The 25602-nt window shown below is 71.4% G+C and carries 19 protein-coding genes; 9 read left to right on the forward strand and 10 right to left on the reverse strand.

Annotation, left to right across the window (positions count from 1 at the left end; translation table 11 throughout):
* Positions 1-33: 33 nt before the first annotated feature.
* The gene (locus BIU91_RS11460; protein WP_071405545.1) at positions 34-615 is read right to left on the reverse strand and encodes a helix-turn-helix domain-containing protein; all 582 of its coding nucleotides are present in this window, start codon (positions 613-615) and stop codon (positions 34-36) included.
* A gap of 122 nt (positions 616-737) precedes the next feature.
* Here BIU91_RS11460 and BIU91_RS11465 point away from each other — a divergent pair, with 122 nt between their 5' ends.
* On the forward strand, positions 738-1577 hold the full coding sequence (locus tag BIU91_RS11465) for an alpha/beta hydrolase (protein ID WP_071405546.1): 840 nt from the start codon (positions 738-740) through the stop codon (positions 1575-1577).
* A gap of 183 nt (positions 1578-1760) precedes the next feature.
* Here BIU91_RS11465 and BIU91_RS11470 read toward each other — a convergent pair whose 3' ends face one another.
* Both BIU91_RS11470 and valS read right to left on the reverse strand, forming a co-directional pair.
* The gene (locus BIU91_RS11470; protein ID WP_027464702.1) at positions 1761-2012 is read right to left on the reverse strand and encodes a hypothetical protein; all 252 of its coding nucleotides are present in this window, start codon (positions 2010-2012) and stop codon (positions 1761-1763) included.
* Positions 2013-2077: 65 nt separating this feature from the next.
* Entirely contained in the window at positions 2078-4672 is a 2595-nt protein-coding gene (gene valS / locus BIU91_RS11475) for a valine--tRNA ligase (protein ID WP_071405547.1), read from the reverse strand.
* 288 nt (positions 4673-4960) lie between these two features.
* Between valS and proP the strand changes: the two genes are divergently transcribed.
* Entirely contained in the window at positions 4961-6526 is a 1566-nt protein-coding gene (gene proP / locus BIU91_RS11480; protein ID WP_250897950.1) for a glycine betaine/L-proline transporter ProP, read from the forward strand.
* A gap of 150 nt (positions 6527-6676) precedes the next feature.
* Here the strand turns inward: proP and BIU91_RS11485 are convergent, their stop codons facing one another.
* The 4 genes from BIU91_RS11485 to BIU91_RS11500 are packed head-to-tail and all read right to left on the reverse strand — an operon-like array spanning position 6677 to position 11941.
* Positions 6677-8428, reverse strand: coding sequence for an ABC transporter ATP-binding protein (locus BIU91_RS11485; RefSeq protein ID WP_253183740.1), 1752 nt, complete (start codon positions 8426-8428; stop codon positions 6677-6679).
* A complete protein-coding gene (locus BIU91_RS11490) occupies positions 8425-9324 on the reverse strand; it encodes an ABC transporter permease (RefSeq protein WP_071405548.1) in 900 nt (299 codons plus the stop codon). The genes BIU91_RS11485 and BIU91_RS11490 overlap by 4 nt, the downstream gene beginning before the upstream one ends.
* Positions 9321-10316, reverse strand: coding sequence for an ABC transporter permease (locus BIU91_RS11495; RefSeq protein WP_071405549.1), 996 nt, complete (start codon positions 10314-10316; stop codon positions 9321-9323). The genes BIU91_RS11490 and BIU91_RS11495 overlap by 4 nt, the downstream gene beginning before the upstream one ends.
* Before the next feature lie 5 nt (positions 10317-10321).
* Positions 10322-11941, reverse strand: a complete 1620-nt coding sequence (locus BIU91_RS11500; RefSeq protein ID WP_071405550.1) for an ABC transporter substrate-binding protein — start codon at positions 11939-11941, stop codon at positions 10322-10324.
* A 32-nt stretch (positions 11942-11973) separates the two neighbouring features.
* Between BIU91_RS11500 and BIU91_RS11505 the strand changes: the two genes are divergently transcribed.
* Positions 11974-12573 carry a TetR family transcriptional regulator gene (locus BIU91_RS11505; protein ID WP_071405551.1) on the forward strand — a complete coding sequence of 200 codons (600 nt, stop codon included), beginning with the start codon at positions 11974-11976 and terminating at the stop codon, positions 12571-12573.
* Positions 12574-12918: 345 nt separating this feature from the next.
* Here the strand turns inward: BIU91_RS11505 and BIU91_RS11510 are convergent, their stop codons facing one another.
* A complete protein-coding gene (locus tag BIU91_RS11510) occupies positions 12919-13941 on the reverse strand; it encodes a cation diffusion facilitator family transporter (RefSeq protein WP_071405552.1) in 1023 nt (340 codons plus the stop codon).
* A 244-nt stretch (positions 13942-14185) separates the two neighbouring features.
* On the opposite strand from BIU91_RS11510, the gene ileS reads away from it, so the two are divergent.
* The 5 genes from ileS to BIU91_RS11535 are packed head-to-tail and all read left to right on the forward strand — an operon-like array spanning position 14186 to position 20679.
* Complete coding sequence (gene ileS, locus BIU91_RS11515; protein WP_071405553.1) at positions 14186-17443, forward strand: isoleucine--tRNA ligase; 3258 nt, start codon at positions 14186-14188, stop codon at positions 17441-17443.
* The gene (locus BIU91_RS11520) at positions 17440-18948 is read left to right on the forward strand and encodes a folylpolyglutamate synthase/dihydrofolate synthase family protein (RefSeq protein ID WP_171907822.1); all 1509 of its coding nucleotides are present in this window, start codon (positions 17440-17442) and stop codon (positions 18946-18948) included. The genes ileS and BIU91_RS11520 overlap by 4 nt, the downstream gene beginning before the upstream one ends.
* Positions 18945-19361, forward strand: coding sequence for a DUF4233 domain-containing protein (locus BIU91_RS11525; protein WP_071405554.1), 417 nt, complete (start codon positions 18945-18947; stop codon positions 19359-19361). Before BIU91_RS11520 ends, BIU91_RS11525 begins: the two co-directional genes overlap by 4 nt.
* Before the next feature lie 35 nt (positions 19362-19396).
* The gene (gene ndk / locus BIU91_RS11530; RefSeq protein ID WP_017885984.1) at positions 19397-19816 is read left to right on the forward strand and encodes a nucleoside-diphosphate kinase; all 420 of its coding nucleotides are present in this window, start codon (positions 19397-19399) and stop codon (positions 19814-19816) included.
* Positions 19817-19830: 14 nt separating this feature from the next.
* Complete coding sequence (locus tag BIU91_RS11535; RefSeq protein ID WP_071405555.1) at positions 19831-20679, forward strand: thioredoxin domain-containing protein; 849 nt, start codon at positions 19831-19833, stop codon at positions 20677-20679.
* 78 nt (positions 20680-20757) lie between these two features.
* Here the strand turns inward: BIU91_RS11535 and BIU91_RS11540 are convergent, their stop codons facing one another.
* Complete coding sequence (locus BIU91_RS11540) at positions 20758-21621, reverse strand: thioredoxin domain-containing protein (RefSeq protein ID WP_071405556.1); 864 nt, start codon at positions 21619-21621, stop codon at positions 20758-20760.
* 31 nt (positions 21622-21652) lie between these two features.
* Positions 21653-22255, reverse strand: coding sequence for a vitamin K epoxide reductase family protein (locus BIU91_RS11545; protein ID WP_071405557.1), 603 nt, complete (start codon positions 22253-22255; stop codon positions 21653-21655).
* Positions 22256-22602: 347 nt separating this feature from the next.
* On the opposite strand from BIU91_RS11545, the gene BIU91_RS11550 reads away from it, so the two are divergent.
* The gene (locus BIU91_RS11550; RefSeq protein ID WP_071405558.1) at positions 22603-25602 is read left to right on the forward strand and encodes an Rne/Rng family ribonuclease; all 3000 of its coding nucleotides are present in this window, start codon (positions 22603-22605) and stop codon (positions 25600-25602) included.

Genomic DNA, 25602 nt, shown 5'->3' on the forward strand with positions numbered 1-25602 from the left:
CCACGGGCCTCCCGTCCGCTCGCTGGTCGCGTGTCAGCGCATCGCGGCGTCGATCAGGGTCACCGCGGCACGGCGCGCGTGCGCGGCCGGCGCCGTGGTGCCGGCGATGGCCGCGGTGGTCTGCGCGCCCTCGGCGAGCAGTGCGAGCTGCGCGGCGAGTTCCTCGGCGTGCTCGGGGTCGGCGACGACCTCGGCGGTGAGTCGCTGCACGAACTGCTGGAACGAGTCCTTGTGCTTGCGCGCGATCTCGGCGACCGCGGGCGAGGTCGCACCGAGCTCACCGAAGGCGTTGATGAACCCGCAGCCGCGGAACGTGTCGTCGCCGAACCACGACTCCAGGAAGTCGTAGACCGCCAGGAGCTTGTCTCGCGGGCTGGTCGCAGCCTCGACCGCGCCGTGCACGCCCTGCTCCCACATGTCGTGGCGGCCGGCGAGCACCGCGGCGATGAGCTGCTCCTTGCCGGGGAACGCCGCGTACAGCTTCTTGAGGGAGACCCCTGCGCCCGTGCGGATCTCGTCCATCCCCACGGACTGGATCCCGCGCGTGTAGAACAGCTGGTCCGCGACCTCGACGATGTGTGCTCGGACGTCCGGCTCGACGGTGCTGGTGGCCATGTGTGTACCCCGTTCCCTGAGTGTTCACCGTTCTCGACTTGCGCCGGGAACGGGCGTTCTCTACTGTAGTCCACATCGGCGGAGAACGATCGTTCTCCGCGATACTCAGGGAAGGAACGATCATGGGTGCCATCACCGTCGGAACCGAGAACAGCGTCGACATCGAACTCCACTACGAGGACAAGGGCCAGGGGCAGCCGATCGTGCTGATCCACGGCTTCCCCCTCGACGGCAACTCGTGGGAGGGGCAGGTCCCGATGCTCCTCGAGGCCGGCTACCGCGTCATCACGTACGACCGCCGTGGCTTCGGCCAGTCCTCGCAGCCGTCCACCGGCTACGACTACGACACCTTCGCCGACGACCTGCACACGGTCCTGACGACCCTCGACCTGCGCGACGTGATCCTCGTCGGCTTCTCGATGGGCACCGGCGAGATCGCCCGCTACATCGGCCGCCACGGTGAGGACCGGATCGCGAAGGTCGCGTTCCTCGCCTCACTCGAGCCGTTCCTCGCCATCACCGACGACAACCCCGACGGCGCTGGCCCGATGTCGTTCTTCGAGGGCATCGCCGCCGACGTGGCGAAGGACCGCTACGCGTACTTCACGAACTTCTACCAGGACTTCTTCAACCTGTCGGAAAACCTCGGCACCCGCATCTCCGAGGAGCAGGTCCGGAACGCCTGGAACGTCGCGGCCGGCTCCGGGTCGATCGCGTCCGCAGCAGCACCCCTGACCTGGCCGACCGACTTCCGCCAGGACATCCCGAAGGTCACCGTCCCCGCCCTGATCGTGCACGGCACGTCGGACAACATCCTGCCCATCGACGCCACCGGCCGACGCTTCACCCAGGCACTGCCCGCGGCGAAGTACGTCGAGATCGAGGGCGCCCCGCACGGCCTGCTCACCACGCACACCGCCGAGGTGAACGAGGTCCTGCGCACCTGGCTCGCCGAGTCCTGATCCCTCGGCGATCACGCGGGCGCTCCCCGGCGGGGGCGCCCGCATCGTGAGCACAAATGGTCGGGTCCGCACCGGGGACCCGACCATTTCTGCACTCCAAGCGCCGCGCAGCGCGCAGCGCGCAGCGCGCAGCGCGCAACGCGCAGCGCAGCGCGCCGCGCAGCGCGCAACGCGCCGCGCGCGCTAGTCCTCTTCGCCCGCGTCGTCGGGGTTCGTCACCTGGGCGTGCCCGAGCGCGTCGAGGTGGATCGAGGTGCCGTCGTCGAGCTCGACGATCGGCTTGCCCTCCAGGAACGTCAGGGTCCAGCCCCACGTCGCCGTGTCGACGGACTCCGCCGCGAGCTCGTCCTCGACCCCGCGCACGGCGACGACCATCGTCTCGGGCAGTCGCGCAGGCGGCTCCCCACCCACGTTCCAGCGTGTGCCCAACTGCATCCGTGCCTCCAGTCCGGTGGTTGACGGGCCGGGTCGCCGACGCGACCCGGCCCGGATCGCCGACGTTACGCCTGCTGCTCCGCGAGCTCGATCTCGGTGACGGCGAGCTCGTCGCCGTCGACGAACGACAGGTTCTCGATGCGGCCGACGGCCGCGAGGTCGACTGCCGCGCGCTCGATGAGCACCCGCGTCTCGGCGGGCGCCGCGACGACCGCACGCGTCACGGGCGTCTTCTGGGACGCCTTCGCCGCCGTCTTCGCACCGCGGATCCCGATGAGCGCCTGTCCGACGGCCACGAGCAGCCCGGTGGGGGCCGCGTCGGTCGGCAGGTCGGCAGCGGTCGGCCAGGAGGCCCGGTGCACGCTGGTGTCGTGGGTCCAGGCCCACACCTCTTCCGTCGCGTACGGGAGGAACGGTGCCAGCAGTCGGAGCAGCACGTCGATCGCGCCGCGCAGCGCCAGGACCGCGCTCGCCTGCGTCTCGTGCGTCGCGTCGGACGCGGTGCCGTAGGCACGCTCCTTCACGAGCTCGAGGTAGTCGTCGCAGAACGTCCAGAAGAAGCGCTCGGTGATCTCGAGGGCACGCGCGTGGTCGAACCCGTCGAACGCCGCGGTGGCCTGCTCGACGACGGCACCGAGCTCGGCGAGCATGTCGACGTCGAGCGCCTCGGTGACGCTCGTGGCGCCCTCGGGCAGTGGGAAGCCGTAGACGAACTTCGCCGCGTTGAGCACCTTGATCGCCAGACGACGGCCGACCTTGATCTGCTTCGGGTTCTGCGGGTCGAAGGCTGCGTCCGTGCCGAGCTTGGACGAGGCCGCCCAGTAGCGGACCGCGTCGGCGCCGTGCTGCTCGAGGATGGACAGCGGCGTGACGACGTTGCCCTTCGACTTCGACATCTTCTTGCGGTCGGGGTCGACGATGAAGCCGGAGATCGAGGCGTGCTTCCACGGCACCACGTCGGCCTCGAGCTGGCTGCGGAGCACGGTCGTGAACAGCCAGGTGCGGATGATGTCCTGCGCCTGCGGGCGGACGTCGTACGGGTACACCAGGTCGTAGAGCGCCGGGTCGGTCTCCCACTTGCCCGCGAGCTGCGGGGTCAGCGACGAGGTGGCCCAGGTGTCCATGACGTCGAGCTCGCCCTGGAACCCGCCGGGCACGCCGCGCTGGTCCTCGGTGAAGCCGGGGGCGGGCTCGGAGGCCGGGTCGACGGGCAGCTGTGCCTCTGTCGGCACGATCGGCTGGTCGAACACCGGGTTGCCGTCGGCATCGAGCGGGTACCAGACGGGCAGCGGCACGCCGAAGAAGCGCTGGCGCGAGATGAGCCAGTCGCCGGACAGGCCACCGACCCAGTTGTCGTAGCGCACGCGCATGAAGTCCGGGTGGAACGCGATCTCCTCGCCGCGCCGGCGGAGCGTGCTCTTCAGCTGCTCGTCGCGCGCACCGTTGACGATGTACCACTGGCGGGTCGACACGATCTCGAGGGGCTTGTCGCCCTTCTCGAAGAACTTCACCGGGTGCTGGATGGTCTTGACGTCACCGATCAGCTCGCCGGACTCGGTCAGCGCGTCGACGACGACCTTCTTGGCCGAGAACACGGTCTTGCCGGCCATCTCGGCGTAGAGCTCCCGGCCCGTCGCGGACTCGATCCAGGCGGGTTCGTCCGAGCGCACGCGGCCGTCGAAGCCGATGATCGCGCGGTTCGGCAGCTGCAGCTCGCGCCACCACACGACGTCGGTGGTGTCACCGAAGGTGCAGACCATCGCGATGCCGGCGCCCTTGTCCTTCTGCGCCAGGTGGTGTGCGAGCACCGGGACCTCGACGTCGAACAGGGGGGAGCGGACCGTGGTGCCGAAGAGGTCCTGGAACCGCTCGTCGTCCGGGTGGGCCACCAGGGCGACGCAGGCGGGCAGGAGCTCCGGGCGGGTGGTCTGGATGACGACGTCGTCGCCACCGTCGGTGCGGTGGAAGGCGATGCCGTGGTACGCGCCGGGCATCTCCTTGTCCTCGAGCTCGGCCTGCGCGACCGCGGTGCGGAACGTGACGTCCCACAGGGTCGGGGCGTCGGCCTGGTAGGCCTCGCCGCGCTCGAGGTTGCGCAGGAACGCGCGCTGGGCGCTGGCCCGCGAGGTGTCGTCGATGGTGCGGTACGACTGGGTCCAGTCGACCGACAGGCCGAGCGTGCGGAAGAGCTCCTCGAACTGCTGCTCGTCCTGCACGGTCAGGCGCTCGCACAGCTCGATGAAGTTGCGGCGCGACACGGGCAGCTGGTCGGCGGCCTTCGAGGACTTGCCGTCCCCGCCCTCGAACGGCGGCGTGAAGTCGGGGTCGTACGGCAGGGTCGGGTCGCAGCGGACGCCGTAGTAGTTCTGCACACGGCGCTCGGTGGGCAGACCGTTGTCGTCCCAGCCCATCGGGTAGAAGACGTGCTTGCCGCGCATGCGCTCGAACCGGGCCTTGAGGTCGGTGTGCGTGTACGAGAACACGTGCCCGATGTGCAGCGAGCCGGAGGCGGTGGGCGGCGGGGTGTCGATCGACCAGACGGCGTCGCGGTGACCGGCGGCCTCGCGGTCGAAGCGGTAGGTGCCGTCCTGTTCCCAGACCGGCCCCCAGACCTGCTCCAGTCCGTCGACGCTGGGCTTCTCGGGCATGGGCTTGGTCATGGGTGTGCCTTCCGTACGTGTGTGCGGCACCGAGTCCGTGATGAGGTGCCTGAGTGTTCCGCGCCTGACGCGCGGTGCCCCAATCGTAGCGGCCGCGCACGCGCACGCAGGCGGACGAACCGGTCGGACGCGGCCACCACCGAGCAGCGCCTAGCACACCGAACTGTCGGACACGCCCGGAGCCTGCTAGTCTTCCTGGGTTTGTCCGGCGAGCGCAGGGTTCGCAGGAGCTGCAACGTCGCCGTCCGCCGGACGCCCGAAGGAAGCACCGCACCCCGGAGGAACGACTTGGCACCGAACAACGCACCCCACCCGCACGGCGATCGGCCGTTGCGCACGAAGGGCGCCGCGAAGCGCGCTCGTCGCGATCTGACGAAGGACGACGTCACCGTCGTCGAGGAGTCGCTGCTCAAGCGTGCCGTCGCGGCTGCCGCGCTCGGCAACGCCATGGAGTGGTTCGACTTCGGCATCTTCGCGTACCTGACGGTCACCATCTCGCAGGTGTTCCTGCCGCAGGGCGACCCGGCCGCGAACATCGTCGCCACGTTCGGCTTCTTCGCCGCAGCGTTCATCGTGCGCCCGATCGGCGGTGCCGTGTTCGGCCCGATCGGCGACAAGATCGGCCGCCAGAAGGTCCTCGCGCTGACGATGATCCTGATGGCCGCGGGCACGCTCATGATCGGCCTGATCCCGTCGTACGACACGATCGGCTTCTGGGCCCCGGTCCTGCTGCTCGTCGCCCGCTTCGTGCAGGGCTTCTCGACCGGTGGTGAGTACGGCGGCGCCGCGACCTTCATCGCCGAGTACTCGCCCGACAAGCGCCGCGGCTTCATGGGCTCGTGGCTCGAGTTCGGCACCCTCGCCGGCTACGTGCTCGGCGCCTCGATCGTCACCGGCCTGCAGTTCGGCCTGTCCGAGGACGCCCTGCTCAGCTGGGGCTGGCGCATCCCGTTCATCATCGCGGGCCCCCTCGGCCTGATCGGCCTCTACCTGCGCCTCAAGCTCGAGGAGACCCCGGCGTTCCAGAAGCAGCAGGAGCAGGCCGCCGAGCGCGAGGGCCAGAAGACCCCGTTCCTCAAGCTCTTCGCCGAGAACTGGCGCTCGCTCATCATCTGCATCGGTCTGGTCCTGGTCTTCAACGTGACCGACTACATGCTGCTGTCGTACATGCCGACCTACCTCGAGCAGAACCTCGGCCAGAACGCCACGTTCGGCCTGATCCTCATCGTCATCGTGATGCTGCTCATGATGGTCGTCATCACCTTCGGCGGCCGGCTGTCCGACCGGTTCGGGCGCCGTCCGGTGCTCGCCGCCGGCTGCATCGGCTTCATCCTGCTGTCCTGGCCGGCCCTCAAGCTGGTCCAGACCGGCACCGGTGTCGGCGTCTTCGCCGGCCTGCTGATCCTCGGCGTCGTGCTGGTCACGTTCACCTCGACCATGCCGTCGACGCTGCCCGCGCTGTTCCCGACGATCATCCGCTACGGCGCCCTGGCGATCGCGTTCAACGTGTCGGTGTCGCTCTTCGGCGGGACCACCCCGCTCGCGACCGCCGCGCTCATCAACGCCGCGAAGGACGCCGGGTACGGCTGGGCCGAGGACATCCCCGCGTTCTACCTGATGCTCGCCGCCGTGATCGGCCTGGTCGCGGTGTACTTCACCAAGGAGACCGCCGCGAGCCCGCTCATGGGCTCGGGCCCGACGGTCGGCTCCGAGGACGAGATCGCCGGCGTCATCGAGGACTACAACGACCCGACGTCGGAGCTCGCGCAGTCCGACTGGGCGAAGGACTTCTCGACGAGCGAGATCCCGATCATCTCGGCCGACGCCGCCCAGAAGGAACCCTCCGGTTCCTGACCACGGGGCCGCCCCGCGGCAACCCGGCCAGGAGGCCCGGTGCACGTTCCGTCACGGAACGCGCCCCGGGCCTCCTGGCCGTTGCCGGGCCGTCGGTGACGTCACGCGCGCAGCGACAGTCCACGGGTGCGAGCGCGCGTGGACGGTCGCTCAGTCCGTGAGGTCGGCTGCGGTCCCCGCCGCGGGGCCGGCTGCCAGCCGCTCCGCGGCGTGCAGCAGCCGCGCGGTCACCGGGTGCGCCGGGCGCGCGAAGACCTCGGCGGCGGGGCCGTGCTCGACGACCGCGCCGCGGTGCACCACGAGGACGTCGTCGGCCATCCGCCGGACCGCCCGGAGGTCGTGCGACACGAACACCATCGCCACCCCGGTCTCGTCGCGGAGCCGTTCGAGCAGCCGCAGCACGGCGTCCTGCACCGTGGCGTCGAGGGCGGTGACCGGCTCGTCGAGCACGATCACCTCGGGGTCGGTCGCCAGCGCACGGGCGATCGCGAGCCGCTGTCGTTGCCCGCCGGACAGGGTGCGGGGGGAGCGGGACCGCAGCACGGGGTCGAGATCGACCTGCCGCAGTGCCGCGTCGACCCGTTCGCCGAGCGAACCGCGCGCCCGCCGTTCGTCACCGCGTGAGAACGCGTCGGCGAGGACGCGCTCGACGTTCCACCGTTCGTCGAACGTCGCGCCGGGGTCCTGGACGACGGCCGCGACCCGGTGCCGTCGGGGGCGGCGCTCGCGCTCGGGCAGCGGGACCCAGGGTTCGTCGTCGAGCGTGACCGCGCCGGCGTCGGGCGTCTCGAGCCCGAGGAGCATCCGCGCCAGCGTCGTCTTGCCCGAGCCCGAGGCGCCGATCACCCCGAGCACCCGGCCGCGTTCGAGCCCGAACGACACGTCGTCGACCGCGAGCACCCCGTCGTACTCCCGCGAGAGCCCTCGCGCCGCGAGCACGCCGCCCCTCGCACCGTGCGAGGTTGCCCGCTCGGTGCCGCGGTCGCTGATCGGCGCACGGTGCGCAGTCGCGCGGTCGGTGCGAGGTTGGCCGCTCGGTGCATCGTCAGAGGACTGCACGGAGCCATCGACCTCGCACCGGTCTGCGAGATCGGCACCGTGCGCCGGCGCCGGCGCAGCAGCCGCAGCCGCCGCGGCAGCGCCGGCCGCGCGCACCAGCGCCCGGGTCGCGGGGTGCTGCGGCGCCGCGAAGACCTCGGCGACCGCGCCCTGCTCGACGATACGGCCCTCGTGCACGACGGCGACCCGGTCCGCCCACCCCGCGACGAGCCCCAGGTCGTGAGTGATGACGAGCAGTCCGGCACCGCGGGCCTGCGCGGCCCGCAGCTGTTCCATCACGGTGACGGCGACCCCGGCGTCGAGCGCCGTCGTCGGTTCGTCGGCGACCAGCAGCGCGGGGGACCCGACGGTGGCCGCGGCGATGAGGGCCCGCTGTCGCATCCCGCCCGACAGCGTCCCGGCGAGCCGGCCGTCGGTCGCGATGTCCGGGTCGAGGTCCACCGCGGCCAGGGCGTCGCGCACGGCGTCCACGCGCTCGGCCGCACGCATCTCGGTGTGCAGGCGGAGGCTGTCGGCGACCTCGCGCCCGACGGGGCGCAGCGGGTCCAGCGCGCCCAGGGCCTCCTGGCCGACGTAGCCGACCCGTGATCCCCGCAGCCGACGCCACCGCCGGTCCGCGTACCCGCCCACGTCGACGCCGTCGACCGCGAACACGTCGGCGTGCACGGCGGCGCCGGGCGCGGACAGACCGAGCACGGCGCGGGCGGTGACGGTCTTGCCGGAGCCGGACGCCCCGACCAGGGCGACGCACTCGCCGGCGTCGACGCGCAGGTCGACACCGTGCACGATCTGGGTGCCGCCGATGGCGACGGTGAGCCCGCGGACGTCGAGCACGGCGCTCACCGCGCGGCCCCGGTCCGTCGGATCGCCCGGCCGAGCACGGTGACGGCGGTCGCGAGCACCACGATCGCGAGTCCGGGGAAGGTGCTCATCCACGGCGCGGTCTGCAGGTACGTGCGACCGTCGGCGAGCATCGCGCCCCACTCCGGCGCGGGCGGGGGCGTGCCGACGCCGAGGTAGCTCAGCGCCGAGGCCCACACGACCGCCTGCCCGACCCCGAGCGTGGCGACGGCGACGACGGGCCACAGCGCCGTCGGCAGCACGTGCCGGACCACGGTGCGGACGGGGGAGCGGCCGAGCAGCACCGCCGTCTCGACCACCTGCGAACTCCGGGCGGCGCGGACCAGGCCGCGCACGATCCGGGCGTAGCCGGGAGCGGTCGCGAACCCGACGGCGAGCACCGCCGGCACCGGACCCGGACCGGTCACGGCGATGACGACCAGGGCGACGAGCAGCAGCGGCAGGGCGAAGGCGACCTCGGTGACGCGGCCGATGACGGCGTCGAGCAGGCGTCCGGGTCGTCCGGCCCCGGCCCCGAGTCCGGCGACGACGCCGAGCAGGACGCCCACGCCGCCGCCGATCAGGGTCGCGGCGACGCCGACGACGAGCGATGCCCGGGTCCCCGCGACCACCCGCGCCAGGACGTCGCGTCCGGACTCGTCGGTGCCGAACGGGTGCGCGCCGCTCGGCGCGGCCAGGGCATCTGCGGGATGCACCGCGAGCGGGTCCCCGCCGCCGAGCAGGGCGGGCCACGCCGCCGCCACGACGGCGACCAGGACGACCACCCCCGCGGCGATGCCGCCGGCGCCGAGCGTCCCCCCACGGACGCGCTCGGTGCCGGCGGCGGTCTGGTGGCCGGGCGCTCCGGTCTGGAGGCCCGGGTCGGCGATCCCGCTCACCGCGCGCCCGCCGGACGGCCGGGCCCACGGCGTCGCGCAGCACCGGGGCGCAGGGCCGCGTTCCGTGCGGTGCTGCGCGGGTCGACGGCGCGTTCGACGAGGTCGGCCACGGCCAGCACGACCACGTACGCGGCCGCCGACACCATCGCGATGCCGGCGACGAGCGGCATGTCCCGCTGGGTGACGGCGGTGACCAGGGCACGGCCGATGCCGGGCAGGGCGAACACGGACTCGACGACCACGGCTCCGGAGACGAGCGACCCGAAGGCCCACGCGGACAGCGCGATCCCGGGCAGGGCGGCGTGCCGGAGCAGGTGCCGTCCGAACAGGCCGAGGCGGGTCTCGCCCCGACCCCGGGCGGCGAGTGCGAAGGCGGAGCGCTGCGCGTCGACCACGCCGTCGCGCACGGTCTCGGCCAGGTACCCGGCGACCGGCACGGCCACGGTCAGCACCGGGAGCACCCAGCCGCGCGCGGTGCCGTCACTGACCGCCGGCACCCACCCCAGGGACGTGGCGAAGACGACGATGAGCACGCTGCCGAGCCAGAAGTGCGGCATCACGCTCGCGGTGACGCTCAGGGCGCTGGTGAGCCCGGCGGCGACCCGGCCGCGCTGTGTCGATGCCCACGCGGCGACGATCGCCAGCACCCAGGCGACGACGAGGCCTGCGACCGCGAGCGTCAGCGTGACGGGCAGCTGCTGGGCGAGGAGCGTCGCGACCGGGGTGCGGAAGGCGTACGAGTCGCCGAGCTGCCCGGTCGCCAGGCGTCCGAGGAACACCGCGTACTGCACCAGGACCGGCTGGTCGAGGCCGTACTCGTGGCGGACCTGGGCGACGGCCTCGGCCGAGGCCTGCGACCCCGGTCCGCCCAGGATCGCGAGCGCCGGGTCACCGGGGATGAGCCGGATCGCGACGAAGACGATCGTCGCGACGGCCCAGAGCACACCGATGCCCCCGGCGAGCCGCCGGACGGCCCACCAGACCCATCGCATCCGTGTCAGCGGTCGATCCAGGCGGTGCCGAACCAGGGCGTCGAGACCGGGGTGGTCCGGATGCCGTGCACGGCCGAGCGCACCAGGAAGTGGTTCTGCTGGTCGTACAGGGGGAGCACGGTGTCGCTCGCCAGGATCGCCTTCTGCGCCTGCTCGTACAGGTCGGCGCGCTCGTCGGCGTCCGAGGTGCGGGCAGCCTGCTCGAGCAGCCGGTCGAGCGCGGGGTCGTCGAGCTGGGCCAGGTTCGCGAAGTAGCCCGACGGTGCCGGTTCGATGCTCGCGCTGTCGTACAGGATGCGCAGGACGTCCGGACCGACCTTCGTGTACGGGGCGCTGACGACGTCGTACTCGTTCGCGGCGAGGGCGGCGTACCAGCTGGACAGGTCGAGTTCGTCGAGCACGACCTTGAACCCGACGGCCTTCTCGGACGCCTGGATCTGCTGGAACAGGCTGCGCTCGGCCGGCACCGACTGGTTCGTCGAGACGGGGAACGTCACGGTGAGCTGCTGGCCGTCCTTCTCGCGGATGCCGTCGGACCCGACCTTCCACCCGGCGTCGTCGAGGAGATGCTTCGCCTTGCTGGGGGAGTAGCCGAACCGGCTCTTCTCGGAGTACGCGAGCGGCTCCGCGCTCGAGAGCACCGAGTACGAGCGCTTGGCGGTGCCGAGGAACAGCGACTGCAGGCCGGGGTCGATCTCGGCACCGGCGATGAAGGCCTGGCGCACCGCTTCGTCGCGGAACACCCCGTGCCCGGAGTTCAGCTCGAGCCGGTTCGAGGCGCCGGGGCGCGGGGCATCGAGGTCGCGGATGGCACCCTTCGCCGACGCGGCCTTGAGCTGGTCGGGCTGGGCGTTGTCGATCACGTCGACCTGGCCGGACTGCAGCGCGGCGTAGCGTGAGGTCGAGTCCGGCAGGAACCGCCACGTGATGCCGGACAGGCGCGGCTTCGTCGCGCCCCAGTAGTCGGTGTTCTTCATCAGGGTGACGCGGTCGCCGTGCTTCCAACCGGTGACCTCGAAGGGGCCGGTGCCGACGGGGGACTCGCAGTTCGTCGCCTGCTTCCGTTCGAGCGCCTTCGGGGACTCCATGCCCACCCAGGGCTGCGAGAAGGACTCGAGCAGCGCGCTGTCCGGCCGGCTCAGCGTCAGCGTGACGGTGTGCTCGTCGGTGGCGGTCGCCTTCGTGATGGACTGCAGCGCCAGGTAGCCGGTGCTCGAGGCGGTGGCCGGGTCCTGCACGTGCTCGATGTTCGCCACGACCGCGGCGGCGTCGAACGGGGTGCCGTCGGTGAAGGAGACGTCGTCACGCAGGGTGAACGTCAGGGTCTTCCCGTCGTCGCTCGTGGTCCACTTCGTCGCGAGCTCCGGCGTGGGCTTGCCGTCCTCGAGCCCGACGAGCTCCTCGATGTACTGCGTCGCCAGGAGCGCCTGCGGGTAGTTGCCGCCGACGTGCGGGTCGAGGCAGGTCGGTTCGGCGTCGCCGGAGGCGTAGGTGAGCGTGCCGCCCGCGACCGGGCTGCTGCTCCCGGTGCTCGTGCCCGGTCCGCTGCAGGCAGCCAGGACGAGCAGGACCGCCGAGGCGCCCGCGACGGCGGTGAGGGTTTTCTGTACTGAGTCCAAGATCATGGCTGACCGAGTCTAGCGGTTTACTGGGGCCCATGGACGAACCGATCCGCCGCGGTGGCCGACCCCGACGCTCGAGCGCCGAGGTGCTCGCGGACGCCGCCGCCGAGCTCTTCCTCGAGCAGGGGTACGGACGCACCACGGTCGACCAGATCGCCGCCCGCGCCGGGGTCAGCCGTGCGACGTTCTTCAACTACTTCCCGGCGAAGGCCGACGTGATGTGGCTCGAACTCGACGCCGCCGTCGCCGGGCTGCCCGGGTACCTCGCCGCGTCGACCGAGCCGAGCGTCGTCCGGGCCGTCGAGCAGGCGCTCCTCACAGCAGCCCGTGCCCACGACCCCGAGCGCGTGCCGTGGGCCGTCGCGCAGGCCGAGGTGATGGGCATCGGGCCCGAGCTGGTGGCCGGCGTCGCGGTCCGGGTGACGGCGCAGCACGAGGCCGTCGCCGCCTTCGTCGCGGGCCGCACGGGGGAGCAGCCGCGCTCGCTCTGGCCGCAGACGGTGTCCGGCGCGATGCTCGGTGCCGCCGCCGCGGCGTTCGGGGTGTGGGTCACCGACGGGGTCGGCCGCCGTGCGCTCGTCGAGTACGTCGCGGCGGCACTCACCCCGGTGGTCGCGGGCCTCGACGCCCGCTGACGCGCCGGCGTCTTCGCGCGACGCCGCCTCGACGGCGAGACGCCGCCTTATCCTGCGGCGTCTCGAGCACATGGCGGCGTCTTGCTGACACGCCGGCGTCCCACGGGCCGCGCGCGGGGCGGTGGACGTGACGGGCGGCGGACGGGAGGCCCGTGGCGGCCTGGCACCGCGCCTCCCGTCTGACGCTCTGTCGCCCACGGAACACGCCGGCGTCTTCACCTGACGCCGCCTCGACGGCGAGACGCCGCTGAAACCGGCGGCGTCTCGAGCACATGGCGGCGTCTTGCTGACACGCCGGCGTCTTGCAACACGAACTCCGCCGCCGGCCACCCACCCAGCCGGCGCTCACTCCGTGCGCAGGGTCCCCGCGCCACCGGACGCCACGTCCGAAGCCGTGCCGTCGCGCACGACCTCGGGCACGTCGCCGTCGGTCGGCACCAGCGACTCGTCGCCCGGGTAGCTCAGGGTGAGGACGGCCTCCTCGATGTACGGGCTGTCCTCGAGCGACTGCTCCACGTCGCGCAACCGCACCGCCACGTGCTCCTCGGTCTCGTTGCCCGTCAGGTCGACGGCCGCGACGAGGTACACCCGCGACGGCCCCACGAACTCCAGGTGCAGGTAGGTGACCCGCTCGACCTGCGACCGGCCCAGCAGCTCGACGAGCACCGCGTTCTCGAGCTCCGGCGACGTGCTCTGACCGAGCAGGAACCGGCGGTTGCGGTCGATCAGGACGATCGCCACGACCCCGAGCAGCACACCGATCGCGATGGAGCCGAGCGCGTCGAAGACCGCCAGCCCGGTGACCTGGTGCAGGAACACCCCGAGGAACGCCACGACCAGGCCGATCAGCGCCGCCGCGTCCTCGGCGAACACCGCACGGAGCGTCGGGTTCGACGACTGCAGCACGTGCCGCAGCACCGGGACCTTGCGCTTCGTCGCGGCGCCGTGCGCCTGCCGGTACGCCTGCAGGAAGCTCGTGCCCTCGAGCAGGAACGCGACCCCGAGCACGACGTAGTTGAGCACGACGTCCTCGGCCGGCCCGGCGTCCCCGAACTCCGAGATGCCGTGGTAGATCGACACGATCGCACCGGCCGTGAACAGGCCGAACGCGGCGAACATCGACCAGATGTACGTCTCGCGTCCGTACCCGAGCGGGTGCGCGGTGTCCCGCTTCTTGCCGCCCCGTCGTTCCGCGACGAGCAGGAAGATCTCGTTGCCGGTGTCCGCCCAGGAGTGCGCCGCCTCAGCCACCATCGAGGCCGAACCCGAGACGAGCGAGGCGACCGTCTTCGCGATCGCGACGAGCAGGTTCGCCCCGAACGCGATCAGGACGGTGACGAGTGACTCTGGGCGTTCTTCTGCGGGCATCACTCAAGCATGCTCCCGTCCGGTAAAGTCGTGTTCCACGAGCGTCGATCCGGCCATCACCGGGGAGCTTCCGGAAGAACGCGGAGCGCACCAGCGGCTCCGTCAGTAGAACCGGGCGGGTTCGGGACCGTCACCACCCCCGACACAGAGTGGTCGCACAGCGCACGTTGGGCGGCAAACGAGGTGGTACCGCGGAACCTGTTTCCGTCCTCGTGGAGATCGAGCGAACCCACAAGGAGTCCCGGTGCCGTACCCGTTGAACGCCGATGCCGATGGCGTCGTCCCCTCGCCGAGCTTCCCCGCCGTCGAGCGGGGCATCCTCGCCTTCTGGAAGCGCGACGACACGTTCCAGGCGTCCATCGACGCGCGACAGGGCTGCCCGGAGTGGACCTTCTACGACGGCCCGCCCTTCGCCAACGGCCTGCCGCACTACGGGCACCTGCTGACCGGCTACGCCAAGGACGTCTTCCCGCGCTACCAGACCATGCGCGGCAAGCAGGTGCACCGCCGCTTCGGCTGGGACACCCACGGCCTGCCCGCCGAGCTCGAGGCGATGCGCCAGCTCGGCATCACCGAGAAGCACGAGATCGACGCCATGGGCATCGACGTCTTCAACGCCGCCGCCAAGAAGTCGGTGCTGCAGTACACCGACGAGTGGCAGGAGTACGTCACCCGCCAGGCGCGCTGGGTCGACTTCGAGGACGACTACAAGACCCTCGACGTCACCTTCATGGAGAGCGTGCTCTGGGCCTGGAAGCAGCTCTGGGACAAGGGCCTGGCGTACGAGGGCTTCCGGGTCCTGCCGTACTGCTGGAACGACCAGACGCCGCTGTCCAACCACGAGCTGCGCATGGACGACGACGTCTACAAGATGCGCCAGGACCAGTCCGTCACCGTCTCGTTCCCGCTGCACGGCGACCGCGCTTCCGCGCTCGACCTGACCGGTGTGCGGGCGCTCGCCTGGACGACGACCCCCTGGACCCTCCCGACGAACGCCGCGTTGGCAGTCGGTCCGGAGATCGCGTACGCGGTCGTCCCGGCAGGGCCTGGAGGCGCGGCTGACGGTGCCGACGCCGGTTCCGTCTCCTACCTGCTCGCGTCCGACACCGTGGCCGCGCACGCGAAGGAGCTCGGCTACGCCTCGGGTGACGAGGCGCTCGCCGCCGTCGCGCGCACGCTGACGGGCGCCGAGCTCGACGGCGTCGAGTACGAGCGGCTGTTCGACTTCCTAGCCGACCAGGAAGGGTACGAGAACGCTTGGCGAGTACTGGTCGCCGAGTACGTCGAGACCGGTGAGGGCACCGGCATCGTGCACCAGGCCCCGGCCTACGGTGCCGACGACCAGGAGGTCTGCGCCGCCGCCGGCATCCCCGTCGTGCTGTCCCTCGACGAGGGCGGCGTCTTCACGTCGCAGTTCGGCGAGGTCGCCGGCATGCTCTGGTCGGACGCGAACAAGCCGCTGACCAAGGCCGTCCGCGACGCCGGGCGACTGCTCCGCCAGGCGTCCTACGAGCACAGCTACCCGCACTGCTGGCGGTGCCGGAAGCCCCTCATCTACAAGGCCGTCTCGTCGTGGTTCGTCCGCGTCACCGAGCTCCGCGACCGCATGGGCCAGCTCAACCAGGACATCAACTGGGTGCCGGACAACGTCAAGGACGGCCAGTTCGGCAAGTGGGTCGGCAACGCCATCGACTGGTCGGTCTCGCGCAACCGCTACTTCGGCACGCCGATCCCGGTGTGGCAGTCCGACGACCCCGAGCACCCGCGCACCGACGTGTACGGCTCGCTCGCCGACATCGAGCGCGACTTCGGTCGCCTGCCGGTGAACGCCGACGGTGAAGTCGACCTGCACCGGCCGTTCATCGACGACCTGACGCGGCCGAACCCCGACGACCCGACGGGCAACTCGACGATGCGCCGGATCACCGACGTGTTCGACGTGTGGTTCGACTCCGGCTCGATGCCGTACGCCCAGGTGCACTACCCGTTCGAGAACGCTGCGTGGTTCGAGTCGCACAGCCCGGCCGACTTCATCGTCGAGTACATCGGGCAGACGCGCGGCTGGTTCTACGTCATGCACGTGCTCTCCACCGCGCTGTTCGACCGGCCGGCGTTCCAGAACGTCATCAGCCACGGCATCGTCCTCGGCTCGGACGGCCAGAAGATGTCGAAGTCGCTCCGGAACTACCCGGACGTCTCCGAGGTCTTCGACCGTGACGGCGCCGACGCCATGCGCTGGTTCCTGATGTCCTCGTCGGTGATCCGCGGCGGCAACCTCGTCGTCACCGAGGAGGGCATCCGCCAGGGCGTCCGCGAGTTCATGCTGCCGCTGTGGTCGACGTACTACTTCTTCACCCTGTACGCGAACGCCTCGGGCCCCGACGGGTACCGGGCCCAGCGCCGGACCGACTCGACCGACGTGCTCGACCGGTACCTGCTCGCGAAGACCCGGGTCCTCGTCACCGACGTCCGGACACACCTCGACGCGCTCGACACCCCGCTCGCGGCCCAGGCCGTCCGCGACTTCGCCGACGTGCTCACGAACTGGTACGTCCGCCGCTCGCGCGACAAGTTCTGGACCGGGGCCGACGCGGACGCCGGCGCCGAGACCCGTGCGGCGTTCGACACGCTGTACACCGTGCTCGAGACCCTGACCCGGGTCGCCGCCCCGCTCGCGCCGCTCGTCACCGAGGAGATCTGGAAGGGCCTGACCGGCGGACGCAGCGTCCACCTGACGGACTTCCCGGACCCCGACGAGTTCCCGGCCGACGACGCCCTCGTCGACGCGATGGACCGCGTGCGCGACGTCGCCTCGAAGGGTCTGGCGCTCCGCAAGGCCACCGGCAAGCGCGTCCGCCTGCCCCTGGCCACGCTGACCCTGGTGGTGCCGGACCCGGCCGCGGTCGAACCGTTCGCCGACATCCTGCGCGACGAGCTCAACGTCAAGCGCGTGGTGCTCGAGGCCCAGGCCGAGGAGTCGCTGGCGCAGTACGGCATCGAGCGGAAGCTCACCGTCAATGCCCGCGTCGCCGGCCCCCGCATCGGCAAGCAGGTGCAGCAGGTGATCCCGGCCGCCAAGAAGGGCGACTGGACCGCGACCGACTCCGGCGTGACCGTCGGTGGCGTCGACCTGATCGAGGGCGAGTACTCGCTCGACCTCACCGTGGCCGACGCCTCGGTGGCCGTGGCGTTCCTCGACGAGGGCGGTTTCGTCGTGCTCGACACCGTAACCACGCCCGAGCTCGAGGCCGAGGGGCTCGCCCGTGACGTCGTCCGCGCCGTCCAGCAGGCCCGCCGCGACGCCGACCTCGACGTCAGCGACCGGATCGCCCTGACCCTCCGGGTGGACGACACGGCCGACGGCGCGGTCCGCGCGCACCAGGAGCTCATCGCGGGGGAGACCCTGGCGACGAGCGTCGAGATCGTGCCCCTCGGGGCGGACGACACCACCACCGACGTCGGTGACGGTGCGAAGGTATCCGTGGAGGTAGCACGCGCATGAGTGACCACGACCAGTACGACGACCACGAGGCGAACGAGGAGTTCGTCGGACACGACGAGCTCGACGGTCACGGTGTTGATGGGCGCGACGCGGACGGCATCCGGATCCCGGTCGGCCCCTCCGGCGACGCTCCGGCCGACGCCGTGCCCTACGGCGGCGACGACGACGAGGTCCGCCGCGTCGAGGCCGCCCTGTACGCCCGCATCGGCGAACAGGCCCCCGAGCGCCGGCTGACCGCCACGCGCCGCGCCGTCGAGCTGCTCGGCGACCCGCACCTGGCGTACCCGGTGATCCACGTGACGGGCACGAACGGCAAGACGTCGACCGCGCGCACCATCGAGAGCATCGTCCGGGCCCACGGTCTGCGGACCGGTCTGATGACGAGCCCGCACCTGGTGTCGATCCGGGAGCGCATCGTGGTCGACGGTCAGCCGATCGCGGCGGACCGGTTCGTCGAGAACTGGGACGACATCGCCCCGGTGCTCGAGATCACCGACCGCGAGCTCGCCGACAAGGGCGAACTCCCGCTGACCTTCTTCGAGGCGCTCACGGTCCTCGCCCTGGCGTGCTTCGCCGAGGCGCCGGTGGACGTCGCCGTGATCGAGGTCGGCATGGGCGGCGAGTGGGACTCCACCAACGTCGTGCAGAGCCAGGTGTCGGTGTTCACGCCGATCGCCATCGACCACGCGAAGCAGCTCGGTGCCACCGTGGCCGAGATCGCCCGCACCAAGTCGGGCATCGTCAAGCCGTCGTCCGCCGTGGTCTCGAGCCGGCAGGTCCCCGAGGCCCTCGCCGAACTCGAGCGTGCCGCCGAGCTCACCGAGTCCACCCTGGCCGTCGAAGGTACGGGATTCAGTGTCGTCGACGTCACCCCGGCCGTGGGCGGACAGCTCATCACCGTGCAGGGCATCGCCGGCCGCTACGACGACCTGTTCCTGCCGCTGTTCGGCCGGCACCAGGCCGAGAACGCCGCCGTGGCGATCGCGGCGGTCGAGTCGTTCCTCGGCCGCGGGGCCCAGGCCCTCGACGAGGACGTCCTGTCCGAGGGCATCGCCGGCACGACCAGCCCCGGTCGCCTGCAGCCCATCGCGACCGACCCGACCGTCGTCGTCGACGCCGCGCACAACCCGCACGGTGCGAAGGCCCTGGCCGAGGCGCTGCCGGTCGCGTTCCCGTCCGAGCACGTCGTCGGCGTCGTCGGGATCCTCGGCGACAAGGACGCCCGCGGGTTCGTCCGCGCGCTCAAGGACACCGTCGCCACGTTCGTCGTGACGCAGCCGCCGGGGGAGCGTGCGCTCGACGCGGACGAGTTCGCCCGGGTCGTCGTCGACGAGGTCGGCGAGGACCGCGTCGTCGTCGAGCCGTCCCTGGCGTCCGCACTGCAGGAAGCGCGCAGCCTGGCCGACGAGGCGGACGCCGAGGACGCCCTCGTGCTCGTCGCGGGCTCCATCGTGATGGTGGGCGCGGTCATGGACCTCGTGCACCGCGAAGGCGAGGCGAAGTGACGGACGCACCACGGGCCTCCCGGCCGGGCCGCGCACCGCGCACCCGGAAGCCGCGCCGCGAACGCGGGGCGCAGGAGAGCCTGCTCTCGATCACGCTCGTGCTCGAGGCGATCATGTTCTTCTTCCCCATGCTCGTCGTCTACGGCAAGGGCACGCTGCCGCCCGCAGCGGCCTTCGGCGGGGGCATCGGCGCGATCATCGTCCTCGCAGCTGCCTCACGTCTGACGGGCAACCGGGCCGGTGTATGGTTCGGGTGGCTGCTGCAGGCGGCCATCCTCGCCACCGGGTTCATCGAACCGTTCATGTTCGCGGTCGCCGTGGTGTTCCTGGCGCTGTGGGTCTTCTGCTTCGTCAAGGGCGGTCAACTGGACCGTCAGAACGCCGCGCGCCGAGCGGCCATGGGCGAGGACTGACCACCACATTCGACCCCGAACACAGGGAGTACTGCGTGTCCGACTTCGAAGAGACCCTCGTCCTCGTCAAGCCCGACGGCGTCGCCCGCCAGCTGACCGGTGAGATCCTCCGCCGGATCGAGGCGAAGGGCTACGAGCTCGTCGACCTGAAGATGCTCACCGCGCCGCGTGACCTGCTCGACGCGCACTACGAGGAGCACCAGGGCAAGCCGTTCTTCGAGCCGCTCGTCGAGTTCATGCAGTCCGGTCCCGTCGTCGCCGTGCGCGTCGCCGGCAACGGTGCGATCGCGGGCTTCCGCTCGCTCGCCGGCACCACCGACCCGACCTCGGCCGCGCCCGGCACCATCCGTGGTGACCTGGGCCGCGACTGGGGCCTCAAGGTGCAGCAGAACCTGGTCCACGGTTCGGACAGCCCCGAGTCGGCCGCGCGCGAGCTCGCGCTCTGGTTCGCCTGAGCGACGGGGACGACGTGACGAACAACGACCGACCCACCAAGAACGAGCGGCGTCAGCACGCCCGAGAGGTCGCACGCCAGCGCGCCGACGCCGAGAAGCGCCGCAAGCGCCGCAACAAGTGGTTCCTGCAGGGCGGCATCGGCCTGGGCATCGTGGCGATCGCCGCGATCATCGCGATCGTCGTGGTGAACGTGAACAACGCGCCCGTGGTGTCCGCAGCCGGGCCGAAGAACATGGCCACCGGCGCGATCCAGTTCACCGGCCAGGACGGCAAGGTCACCCCGGTGACCACGCCGGCCGTCTCCGCGACGGGCTCGGCCTCGCCGGTCCCGACGGCGAACAGCGACGGTGCCGTGACGGTCACCGAGTACGTCGACTGGGCCTGCCCGGTCTGCAAGCAGTTCGAGGCGGCCTACTCCGACCAGATCCTCGACAAGGTGAAGTCGGGCGACGCGACCCTGGCGATCCAGCCGGTGTCGATCCTCGACCGCAGCTACGCCGGCTCCCGCTACGCCAGCCGTGCCGCGAACGCCGCCATGTGCGTGGCGAACTACGCGCCGGACAAGTTCCTCGACGTGCAGACGCAGTTCTTCGAGAACCAGCCGGCCGAGGGCACCAAGGGCCTGACCAACTCCGAGATCGCGAAGCTCGTCAAGGCGGGCGGCGCGACCGGTTCGGACCTGTCCCAGTGCCTGTCGTCCGAGCAGTTCAAGGGCTGGGTGACGAAGTCGACGCAGGCCGTCACCACGAACGAGGCGCTCGCGGGCACGCAGGGCTTCGGCACGCCGACGATCGTCGTCGACGGCAAGCGCCTGGACGACCTGAGCACCGTCATCACCGCGATCGACGCCGCGGCGAAGTAGCACTCCCCGAACGACCGACGGCCCTCGCTCCCATCCGGGAGCGGGGGCCGTTCGTCGTGAGTGGGGGGGCGGGGGAGGCTAGGGCGCCCTGCCGTGCTGCCGGACGAAGGCCGCGAACGCGTCGACGTCGGCGAGGGATGCCGCACCGTCCGCGTTGTACTGCTCGCCGTCGACGATGATCGTCGGCGTGCTCGTGATCCCGTCGAGGGACGAGTTCGGCACCGGGTCGTTCATCGCCCGGTTCGTGGCGTCGGCCACCCACCCGGCGAAGTCCTGCCGGGTGATGCACGGCGTCACGGCCGGGGCCGTCGCCCCGGCCTCGTGCGCGAGGGACGCCAGCTCGTCGTTCGTGAGTCCGCGCGTGCTCTCCGAGGGCTGGTGGTCGTAGAGCGAGCTGTTGAAGGCCAGGAACGCGTCCGGGTCGTGGTCCGCGACGCACGCGGCAGCCGCGGCCGAGCGGGTGGAGTACCGCGATCCGAGCGACACGCGGTCGAGCAGCCCGAGCGGGTGCAGCTCGAGGGTGGCGGTTCCGTCCTCCACCCACTGCCGGATCCGGGGCATCTGGGCCGTCTCGAACTGGTTGCAGTACGGGCACATGTAGTCCGCGTAGATCGTGATCGCGGTCTTCGAGCCGTCCTGCGCGGTCGGGGTCGGGGTCCCGCCGTCGGGCACCGCTCGCGTCTCGACGGGCACGATCCTGCCGTGCACCCCGGTGAGCAGGACGCCGTCGCTCGCCGTGTTCCGCGGACCCGGCCCGGCGGGCTGCACGGAGTTCGCGATGACCAGGACGACCACCGCGACCACCGCGAGGCCACCGACGATGATCCCGCTGATGCCGAGTGTGCGGAGGCGCCGGCGTCGAGACTGCTCCGCCGCCCGTGCCGCTCGCGCACGTTCACGTGCGGCGTCCCGGCGCGCCCTGCTGCTCTCGATCTCGCTCATCGATCCCGAGCGTAGGGGCAGCGGGGACGGCTCAGAAGCTGGTGAGGACCGCGGGGAACTTGATGATGATCGTGACGATGATGACCAGGTAGTTCGCCAGCGCGAACGCCCAGCTGAAGGGCAGGAGCGACCGCCCGACACGCTGTGCCCCGGCGCCGAAGCGACCCTGGGCCATGTTCCAGATCGTGAACACCCAGAACATCGGGATCGTCATCGACCAGACGAGCATGCACCACGGGCACAGCGCGCCGATGACGAAGACGGTCTGCGTGAACAGCCAGGTCACGAACACCCACGCCAGGAAGACCCCGGCGTTGAAGACGATCCAGAACCAGCGCGAACCGTTCCGGAACCCGGCGAGCAGCAGCACGGCGACGGCGATCGGGGCGACGAACCCCATGACGCCGAGCAGCGGGTTCGGGAACCCGAACAGGTGCCCCTGCCAGCTGGCCATCACGTCGGAGCAGTTGATGAACGGGTTCACGTCACAGCTCAGGACGGCCTTCGGGTTCTCGTACTTCGTGAACTCGTCGAGGACGAGCCGGAACGAGCCGAACAGGCCGACGATCCCGGTGACGAGCAGGAAGACCGCCATCGCGATCGGACGACGGGGGGCAGGTGCAGACGCGGTCACGCGGTCATCATCGCATGCGGGTTCCGGTGCTTTCCGGGTGCGGCATGCGATAATGCCTGGAGGTCGTGCGGCCAACCGCACACCGAAGAGAGCTTTCCGAGTGACGCCCCACCGGGCCGAACCCGGACGATCCGGTGCGGTGAGAGCGCACTGTGGTCGGGCAGCGTCACTCCGATGCCGAGCCGGAACGGGCCGGGTGCCCGGACCGGAACGGGCGCGGACGCAACGAGAAGTTGACGCGGACCGATCACGAGACAGCGAGCGCGGGGGCGTCGACGCCGCCCGCCACGACACAGAATTCCCGCCACCCGAAAGGGTGCGAGTGGGGCCGAGGAGTGCACCAGTCCATGGTGGAGCAGAACAACGACAACACGACCAACGACGAGAACGCGCCGAAGCGCCGGAGCCGCCTGTTCGGCGGTCGCCGCGCCCGGTCGTCCGGCCAGGAGGCCCGTGGGGGCGCCGAGCAGGCACCCCACGCCGACGAGACCCTCGCGCTGACGGGCGGCGCTGACGCCCGTCCCGCGGCCAGCGTCGCGTCGGCCGGTTCGCCGGACTCTCCCGATTCGCCGGACTCGCCCGACTCTCCGGCCTCGCCCGCGTCGCCCGTCGAGCCGACCGACACCGGGGCGGTCTCCGTCGCGGTCGAGGCCGTCGCCGACAGCGGTGCCGAGCCGCACGACGTGAGCACCCTGACCGGTGACCTGCCGGTCGTGACGGGCGACCAGTCGGGCAGCGCGACCGACGGGGCGGACGGGGACCGCGCCTCCCGTCCGGCCGACGCCGCACCGACGGCCGAGGCGAGCGACGACGCCGCACCCGCCGACGAGCCGTTCGTGCCGAAGGCCACGAGCACGCTCAGCCTGATCTTCCACGCGCCGGTGCTGCCGGAGCTGCCGCAGCGCGCGCCCCGGTTCGAGCGCGATCGCGACCGCGACCGCGACCACGACCGCGACGAGGACGACCGCTACGACCGCGAGGATCGGTTCGACCGCGATCGCGACCGTGACGACCGCGACGACCAGGGCGGCTCGCGCCGTCGCTCGCGTCGCCGTGGTTCGAGCGCCGACCGCGAGGCCCGCGAGCCGCGCGACCACCAGGAGCCGCGCCGCCGCGAGCCGGAGCTCATCACGGAGCCGCAGCGCATCAAGGGCTCGACCCGGCTCGAGGCGAAGAAGCAGCGCCGTCGTGACGGCCGCGATGCCGGACGCCGCCGTCAGGTGGTCAGCGAGGACGAGTTCCTCGCCCGCCGCGAGAGCGTCGACCGCCAGATGATCGTCCGCTCCAGCTCGTCGACGATCGAGATCGGCGTGCTCGAGGACGGCATCCTCGCCGAGCACTACATCACCAAGTCCGAGAACGTGTCGCTCATCGGCAACGTCTACCTCGGCAAGGTGCAGAACGTCCTGCCCTCGATGGAGGCGGCGTTCGTCGACATCGGTCGTGGCCGGAACGCCGTGCTCTACGCCGGTGAGGTCGACTGGAACTCCGTCGAGACCGGCAACCACGGTCGCCGCATCGAAGCAGCGCTCAAGCCGGGCGACAAGGTCCTCGTGCAGGTCACGAAGGACCCGGTCGGCCACAAGGGTGCCCGCCTCACCAGCCAGATCTCGCTGCCGGGCCGCTACCTGGTCTACGTGCCGAACGGCTCGATGAACGGGATCTCGCGCAAGCTGCCGGACACCGAGCGTGCCCGACTGAAGAAGATCCTGAAGGAGGTCCTGCCGGAGCACGCGGGCGTCATCGTGCGCACCGCCGCCGAGGGCGCGACCGAGGAGCAGCTCACCCGCGACGTGCAGCGCCTGACCAGCCAGTGGGAGGCCATCCAGAAGAAGGTCGCCGGTGGCCACGCCCCGGTGATGCTGCACTCCGAGCCCGACCTGCTCATCAAGATCGTCCGTGACGTCTTCAACGAGGACTTCACGAAGCTGATCATCGACGGCGAGGCCGCCGGCGGCACCATCGACGAGTACCTGTCGGCCGTCGCCCCGGACCTCAAGGACCGCGTCGTCCGGTACGAGGGCCCCGACTCCTTCGAGGAGTTCCGCCTCAACGAGCAGATCGACAAGGCGCTCGACCGCAAGGTCTGGCTGCCCTCCGGTGGTTCGCTCGTCATCGACCGCACCGAGGCCATGACGGTCGTCGACGTCAACACGGGCAAGTTCGTCGGCTCCGGCGGCAACCTCGAGGAGACGGTCACGAAGAACAACCTCGAGGCCGCCGAGGAGCTCGTCCGCCAGCTCCGCCTGCGCGACATCGGCGGCATCATCGTCGTCGACTTCATCGACATGGTGCTGGAGGAGAACCGCGACCTCGTGCTCCGCCGCCTGGTCGAGTGCCTGAGCCGCGACCGCACGAAGCACCAGGTCGCCGAGATCACCTCGCTCGGCCTCGTGCAGATGACCCGCAAGAAGATCGGTGTCGGCCTGCGCGAGTCCCTCGACGAGGTCAACGCCAAGATCAACGACAACAACGCCGACCCGGGCCCGAGCAAGGGCCGTCGCAAGGGCCGCGGCGGGAACGGCAACGAGAACGGCCGATCCGACAACGGCAACGGCAACGGCAACGGTGGCAAGGGGAACTCCGGTTCCTCGGGGCAGTCGAACGGTGCCTCCGGCCAGGCGCACCAGATCACCGACGACGTGAAGAACGCGCTGTCGCGGATCGCCGCCTCGACCCTCTCGCACGACGAACAAGAGGCCGCAGCCGCTGCCGTGACCGCGACCGCGACGGAGGCCACGGCACCGTCGTCGGCCGACGCGTCGACCGGCCCGGACAGCACGGGTAGCGAGCAGCCGACCGGTTCGAAGCGTCGTCGCCGTGGCCGTGGCGGCCGCGGGGCAGAGCAGCAGAGCGGCGACCAGCAGGGCGGCGACCAGCAGGCCGCTGCCGACGCTCGGGCCACCGATGCGCCGCAGGCACCCGCTGCCGAGCAGTCGGACGCGCCCGGGTCGTCGGTCACCGCTGAGCCCTCCGTGATCGTCGAGCCCGAGGCGCGCGCGCCGAAGGTCGCTGCTCCGACCGTCACCGAGCCCGCAGCCGCACCGAAGGCGAAGGCCCCGGCCCGCCGTCGCGTGAGCTCGAGCGCCACCGTGACGCCGACCGACAACACCGTCGCGATCCTGGACATCCCGATCGCCGCGGCGCCCAAGCGCGAGCCCCGCGCGGTCGCCCCGGATGCCGAGTCCCTGCTCGACTCGGTGCTCCAGGCGCTCCCGGAGCCGAAGCAGCCCGGACAGGGGCGCTCGCGCTCCCGCCGGGTCTCCTCGCCGAGCATCAGCGCTCCCGCCACGCCGACGGAGGAGTCGACCGACGGCTCCGACGGCTCCGTGATCCTGGGGAACTGA

The organism is Curtobacterium sp. MMLR14_002, assembly GCF_001864975.1.
Lineage (GTDB): Bacteria > Actinomycetota > Actinomycetes > Actinomycetales > Microbacteriaceae > Curtobacterium > Curtobacterium flaccumfaciens.